This is a genomic window from Methylophaga sp. UBA5088, assembly GCF_002414625.1.
GTDB lineage: Bacteria > Pseudomonadota > Gammaproteobacteria > Nitrosococcales > Methylophagaceae > Methylophaga > Methylophaga marina.
In genome coordinates, this window is record NZ_DIAC01000097.1 from 46,977 (window position 1) to 49,492 (window position 2,516).

Annotated in this window: 2 protein-coding genes; both read left to right on the forward strand. The window is 37.6% G+C overall.

Going from position 1 to position 2,516, the window contains the following annotated elements:
- Positions 1–1,723: type I restriction-modification enzyme R subunit C-terminal domain-containing protein (locus tag B4K20_RS12190; protein WP_289283080.1), on the forward strand; the 1,723-nt coding region annotated here is incomplete at its 5' end.
- Position 1,724: 1 nt separating this feature from the next.
- A partial coding sequence (locus B4K20_RS12195; RefSeq protein ID WP_289283081.1) for a hypothetical protein occupies positions 1,725–2,516 on the forward strand: 792 nt, incomplete at its 3' end.

A 2,516-nucleotide genomic window follows, 5' to 3' on the forward strand; every position in this document is an offset into this window, starting at 1 on the left:
TCACTACAATCAATTATCAGCTGCTGAAAAAGCAGAATATGAAGAGAAGTTTGGTGACCCAACTCAAGGTGAAGCACCCGACGAGATTGAAAGTGCAGCATTAAATAAATGGTTGTTTAACACAGACACCGTGGATAAGGTGCTGGATCATTTAATGACGTCAGGTATCAAAGTGCAGGGCGGTGATAGATTAGGTAAAAGTATTATTTTTGCTAAAAGCCATGCTCATGCCGTATTTATCGAAGAACGGTTTAATAAAAACTACCCTGAATATTCAGGTAAATTTTTACGTGTTATTGATAACTATGAGAGTAAAGCCCAAAGTCTGCTGGAAACGTTCGCTGATGAGTACGAAGAACATGATCCACAGATTGCTGTTTCAGTCGATATGATGGACACCGGTGTTGACGCTCCTCGTGTGGTTAATCTGGTGTTTTTTAAACCCGTAAAATCAGCTACTAAATTCTGGCAAATGATTGGACGAGGGACGCGATTATGTCCCGATTTATTTGGTCCAGGTGTCGATAAGACCAAGTTTCTTATTTTTGATTACTGTCAGAACTTTGAGTTTTTCGATACCACGCCTGATGGTGAGCAAGGCAAGATTATTAAAAGCCTGATTCAACAAGTGTTTGAAGCGAAATTAGAAGTTGCCATGCTTATTCGTGATGATATTTCACGTACTGAAGAGCAGGGGACATTAGCTGAAAGTTATATCCAAGAATTACATCAAGCCATTTCAAGTTTAGATAGAAACCGTTTTGTTGTAAAAGCAAAACTTCGTCACGTCGTTGAGTTCAGTGATGAGCATCGATGGCAGAATTTATCTAAAGGTGATTTATTAGATATCAATACCGAGCTTGCCAGCTTAGTATTAGCAGAAAAAAATGATGATGAATTTGCACGTCGATTCGATATTCTGCTGCTGAACTTCCAGATAGCAGTATTAACTGGCTCACATAGTCTGGATCGCTTTATTAATCGTATTACTGGCAGTGCAAACGCGTTATTGAAAAAGCAAAATATACCTGCCGTGGCGCAACAAAAAGCGTTATTAATGGATTTGCAGACAGATGTGTTTTGGCAAAACATCAATGTTAATCGCTTAGATCATATTCGTTTAGCTTTACGTGACTTGATGAAGTATCTCGATAAAGATCAACAAAAAGTCGTGATGACCACATTTGAAGATACGCTCGATCACAGTGCTATTGTGGTACACGAACCTATCGGAACCTACGTCGCATTACAAAGTTACAAAGACCGCGTTGAATCTTATGTAAGAAATCACAGTGATCATTTAGTGATTCAAAAACTCAAAACCAATAAGTCAATTACCGAAGCGGAAATACATCTCTTAGAAAGCATTTTGTTTGAAGATGAATCCCTCGGTACAAAACAAGACTACATAGATACTTATGGTGATAAACCACTAGGCGTGTTCATCCGAAATATCGTTGGTTTGGATATGGCCGCTGCACAAGCGCATTTTGCAGATTTTATACAGGCAGGGAATTTACGTGCAGATCAAATCACGTTTATCAACAACATCATCAGCTACTTGAATAAAAATGGGGTGATTGATAAATCACTATTATTTGAACCGCCATTTACCTATCTGCACGACCAAGGATTATTTGGTGTATTTGATGATGCTACGGCAAGTAAAGTGATTAAGTTGATTGACCGTGTGAATGACAACGCCTTAGTCGCTGCTAGTTAATATGATTGATTACTTATTTAAGATCAAAAGCTTATTTCAATTTGGTGAATGGTTAGAAGATAAACGCTTTGCCAAACGAGGAGGACTGCGCGCTACGGCAAAAAGGGTGCTTCATGTCTTTGATAAACATGATATTCCTGTCACCAGGATTCCGCAGATATTTCCCCAATTTAATTTGCAATTCAGTGACTTTGATAGTCTGGATAGTTTAGTGAAAAAACTAAACACAGAGCTTCTTGAAACTATCTCAAAACATTTTTTCATTAACTACGATTGGTTAGAAACCGGCGAGGGACCAATTCAGCAGATCTTTGAAACTGGCTATGACTTTGAAGCAATATATGACTTTATTATTAATTATCAAGATAGTAATGATATTTCTCTAATTGCATATTTCGTTGCACAAAAAGGCATCAAATTTGTGCCAGCATACGATCATGGTTCATACGAGTATGTCGCTGTAATACTTGAAATAATCCATGGTGAAGGTGAAGAATTAGGTGTGAAATACAGCCGTTATTTACCTCTTTATATTGGATATTGGCATTACTATAAGACGAGGATGATGCTTAAATCTATCTCATTGCTATTGTTTCAAGCTCCGAAATCAATCCCTCAGAAAGGACTTTTTTGTAAGCATTTAAGTCATGAATATTTTGATAAGGAATTTTCTTCAACTCTAACAAACTCAAGCAATTGGGAATGGCATCCAGATGACTATATATTATGTAATGGCCGAAGTGCTAAAGAAAAAGATCCTAAGGATGCAAAAGGGGTCCTAGGGATTTTGCCT